The sequence below is a fragment of the Kitasatospora sp. NPDC056800 genome, from assembly GCF_042789775.1.
Taxonomy (GTDB): domain Bacteria; phylum Actinomycetota; class Actinomycetes; order Streptomycetales; family Streptomycetaceae; genus Kitasatospora.
On sequence record NZ_JBHUAL010000152.1, the window covers coordinates 1 to 4340 of the forward strand.

Consider the following 4340-nt stretch of genomic DNA (forward strand, 5'->3'; position numbering starts at 1 on the left):
CGGCTTTGCAATTTCTTGACCAGCCTGCCGAGGAGTACGAGGCGGGCCGGCCTGTTGAGGTGTCAAGGAGCAGCGCCCATCGTGGCAGACGGCCACGACACCGTTCTCCGCGGACACCGCTGAAGGCCCGGGCGGCGCTTGTGTCCGCGTGGGCGGAGCCGGGTGAGGAGTCACCGCCAAGGGCGACGGCACCCGGGGATCCCGGCATCGCACGACCGCCGGCACCGACCCCGAAGATGGAGGCGATCCCTCATGGGCGCGGGGAAGACGAAGCCGAGCTCCGTCCGCCCTCTGCCTCCTGCGGCTAACCCCCACGGGCACGGGGAGGACATTTCGTCTCCCGCCACCCTGTGACGGAAGTTCGGCTGACCCCCGCGCCCGCGGGGAGGACGGTCGGCCTGACTGTCAGGCCGACCACCGCCGCGGCTGACCCCCGCGGCGCGGGGAGGACGAACCGTCACCGCGGCGGCCCTGGTCATCTGGCTTCGTACGTGACCGTTCTCCGGTCCACAGCTACTGCCCGACACGCCGGTTGAGCCAGGACTTCTCCAGCTCTGACAGTGGCGACTCAGGCGCTGGTCCGGTTTCGTTGTAGACGGCGATTGGGTCGTCCGGTGCTGACCACGAGCCGACCGTGGCTAGCTGGTAGACGTACTCGCCGCCCTTCGGCAGCGGGACTGCGATTCGCTCGAGTGCGGGCGGACCGGGAACACACCGGCCAACGTCCTCGCCGTAGGGCCCATCCCCGAAGACCGCGTGCATCCAACCCTGCGGCGGCGTTCCGCTCACATCGAAGACGTCCTCCATGCCCTCCCCTTCTGCCGCAAAGATCGTATCGGCGCCAAGCCCTGAAGGCTCCCCATCAAGTTCGGCCGGACAAGCTCCTAGTCGATCAGCGCGGCGTACGACGAGCGCCCCCGCCCGCGCCCGCAGGGAGAACCCGGGCTGGAGCTTTCCGGCTGACCCCCGCGCGCGGGGAGGACAGCGGTGGAACCCGCCCCGGCCGGCTCAGCGACGGCTGACCCCCGCGGGCGCGGGGAGGACTAGTGAGTAGCTAGCTCCCGCGTGGTGCCCAGCGGCTGACCCCCGCGCCTGCGGGGAGGACCCGGCGAGGATCGCCGCGGTGATCTCGGCCGGCGGCTGACCCCCGCACTCGCGGGGAGGACGATGCGCGCTCTTCGCGCCCGGACCGAGGACGGCGGCTGACCCCCGCGGGCGCGGGGAGGACGTCGTACCCGACTTCGGCCAGTCCCCCGAGTACGGCTGACCCCCGCGGGCGCGGGGAGGACTCGCGCACGATGCGGTGCTGGCCGCCCTCGGCCGGCTGACGCCCGCGCTTACGGGGAAGACCTGAACTCCTGCTGGCCGACGAGCACCGGCTTCGGCTGACCCCCGCGCTTGCGGGGAGGGCCCGCCTGAGTTGAAGTCGGCGACGAACGTAGCCGACTGGCCCCCGCTTGCGCGAGGAATGAGCACAGTGGCTCTCGAAGAAACCAACCAGAGGCGGCTGACCCCCGCTTGCGCGGGGATTGATTCAAAAGCATATGCCGTATAAGTGCCAGAAGCGATCGGCTGACCGAATGCTCCGGCAAGGATTTTGAAAGTGATATCTGAATACATTAACCATCATTCCCTGTCTTCACTCGCCAAGCCTCTAGTTGTCTTTATTTGGTGAGTCACTGCAGCTCATTTTCTGGCTTTGGCGGCGGCGAGTCTCACCGCCGCGACCGTCAGCCGCTGGTAGCTTCCTCCGTGCTCGCGTCGGCGCACCGCAGGCATCAGAACGCACTGTCATGGAGGAACGTTGGACGACGACAAGCAGCCCTGGCACAAGCGCGCTCCGTCCATTCTTGCCGCAGTCACCGCATTCTTTGGCGCCGTCGCTGCCATCGCCGAGTGCATTCAAAAGCTTCGATAAGCAAAAGCGACGAAGCGGTCCGCAGCCAGCCACTCCAGGGAACCGGTTCACGGTCGGCTTCCCTCCGGGAACGCGAGACGAGCGTCCCGCACCAGGTGACGGGGGACAGCGCGCATTAGGTCAGCCCTGGTCCAACTGCGGGTTCCATCGCGGGCGCGGGATCCTATCGGGTGGGCCGGGGTTGGGACGCGGTTTCGGGGGAGCCGGCCTGGCCTGAGGTCGGGGCAGGGGCTGTTGTCAGTGCCGGGTGATAGTTCACTGGGCATGGTTCTCGACGAGGGCGTAGGACAGTTACCGGATCTGCGGTTGTGGGGCAAGGAGAGCGGGTTGCCGGCCGCGTATCCGGTGGTCTGTCACCTGTTGGACACGGCGGCGGTCGCGGTGGCGTTGTGGGATGCGGTGCTGCACCCGCAGGTCCAGAAGCGGCTGGCCGAGGCCGTGGGTGTCGGGGTGGACGAGGCCCGGAGGATGGTGGGGTTCTGGGCCGGCCTTCACGACGTCGGGAAGATCATTCCCGGGTTCCAGGCGCAGGTGCCCGGCGTGTTCGGCCGGCTCGCCGGCGAGGACCGGTACGCCGCCGGAACCGACGGCGCGGGCGGGGCCGGGGGGCGGCTGCGGCACGAGGTGGCGACGCACTGGGCGCTGGTGGAGTTCTTCGAGGAGTGCGGCTACCCGCCGGTCGGCCGGCTGGTGAGGAAGTCCGCGGCCCACCAGATCGCGCAGCTCCTCGGGGGACACCACGGCTGCTACGGGTCGGTGCCGGAGGCGCGGAAGCTGGCCGATCCGTCCGGGTACCAGCCCGGGCTCGGGGCGGGCCCGGGCTGGCGGGAGCAGCGGTTGGTGCACGCGCGTGTGGTGCGGCGGGTGACGGGGGCTCGTGGGGTTCCGGTGGGGGTGTTGCCGGGGTGGGCGGCGGTGGTGGTGACGGGTCTGGTGGTGGTGGCGGACTGGTTGGCGAGTCAGGTGGAGGTGATCGTCGGTCGGATCCCGTCGTCGGGGTGGGTGGCGGACGAGGAGGCGTTGGGGGCGCACTACCGGGTGGCTGTGGGGGCGGCGCCGGGGTGGGTGCGGGAGGCGGGTCTTGGGCGGGCGGTGTTTCCGGCGAGGTCGTTCGTCGAGCAGTTCCCGGGTTTTCGTGAGGCGAATCCGCTGCAGGAGAGCGTTTCGGAGGATCTTCCGGGTCTGCTGCGGGGGCGGGAAGGGGTGGGGGGTTCGGGGTTGGTGCTGGTGACGGCGCCGACGGGGGACGGGAAGACGGAGGCGGCGTTGCACGCGGCGTCGGTGCTGGCGCGCGGGTCGGGGGCGTCGGGGTTGTTCGTGGGGTTGCCGACGATGGCGACGGCGGATGCGATGTTCGGCCGGGTCGGGGAGTTCGCCGACGCGAATGTCGAGGGTGAGCGGGCGCTGATGCTGTTGCACAGCATGGCGTGGCTGGGCGTTGAGCGTGAGTACGGTGGCGGGGGGCCAGTGCTGGCCGACCGGGAGGCCGGACGGTGGTTGCGGACGGGGCGGCGGGGGATCCTCGCGCCGTTGGGGGCGGGGACGGTCGACCAGGTGCTGGCCGGGGTGCTGCCGCTGCGGTACAACGTGCTGCGGTTGTTCGGCCTGTCGGGCAAGGTGCTGGTCGTCGACGAGGCGCACGCGTACGGGCCGTGGATGCACAGCCTGCTGGTGCGGCTGCTGGAGTGGCTGGGCGCGTTCGGCGCGCCGGTGGTGCTGCTGTCGGCGACGCTGACGGGCCGGGTGGCGTCGTCGCTGGTGAACGCCTACCGCCGGGGTGCGGGTTTCCTGGAGCCGGCGACGGTGGAGCCGTGCTACCCGGGGTGGCTGTTCGTGGACGCGGGCTCGGGGGAGGTGGCTGCGCTGCGGAAGGTCGGCAGTGGCCGGGAGCGGACGCTGCGGGTGGAGCGGTACCCGGTGCGGTGGGACGTGCGGGAGGACCCGGGGAAGCCGCCACCGGCCGGGGGTCGGCGGGCGGTGTTGCGGGAGCTGCTGGTGCCGGTGGTCGATGGCGGCGGGTGCGTGCTGGTGTGCTGCACGACGGTCGCCGAGGCGCAGGCGACGTACCGGGACCTGTGTGAGGGGCTGCCCGGGCTGGCGGCGCGTGAGGGGGGCTTGCGTCTGCTGCATTCGCGGTTTCCGGCGTTCGAGCGGCAGCGGATCACCACCGAGTGCGAGGCGGCCTACGGCAAGCCGAAGGGCGGCGGGGAGGGCGGCGTGGTGCGGCCGGGTTCGGTGCTGGTCGCCACCCAGATCGTCGAGCAGTCCCTGGATCTGGACTTCGACCTGGTGGTGTCGGACCTGGCGCCGTTGGCACAGTTGCTGCAGCGGGCGGGGCGGGGCAAGCGCCATGACCGGAAGGTGCGGCCGGTGTGGAGCGGGGCGGTGGACGAGCCGCGGCTGGTGGTGCTGGAACCGCTCG

At 70.9% G+C, this 4340-nt stretch carries 2 protein-coding genes; one reads left to right on the forward strand and one right to left on the reverse strand.

What is annotated here, in order from left to right; translation table 11 throughout:
- Nucleotides 1–513: 513 nt before the first annotated feature.
- Nucleotides 514–807, reverse strand: coding sequence for a hypothetical protein (locus ACFRQN_RS28185; protein ID WP_380742973.1), 294 nt, complete (start codon nt 805–807; stop codon nt 514–516).
- A gap of 1375 nt (nt 808–2182) precedes the next feature.
- Between ACFRQN_RS28185 and cas3 the strand changes: the two genes are divergently transcribed.
- A partial coding sequence (gene cas3, locus ACFRQN_RS28190; RefSeq protein ID WP_380742975.1) for a CRISPR-associated helicase Cas3' occupies nt 2183–4340 on the forward strand: 2158 nt, incomplete at its 3' end.

Bases quoted from the DNA above. Each gene is read 5' to 3' on its own strand.
- ACFRQN_RS28185 (WP_380742973.1), bottom strand. From the start codon at position 807: ATGGAGGACGTCTTCGATGTGAGCGGAACGCCGCCGCAGGGTTGGATG.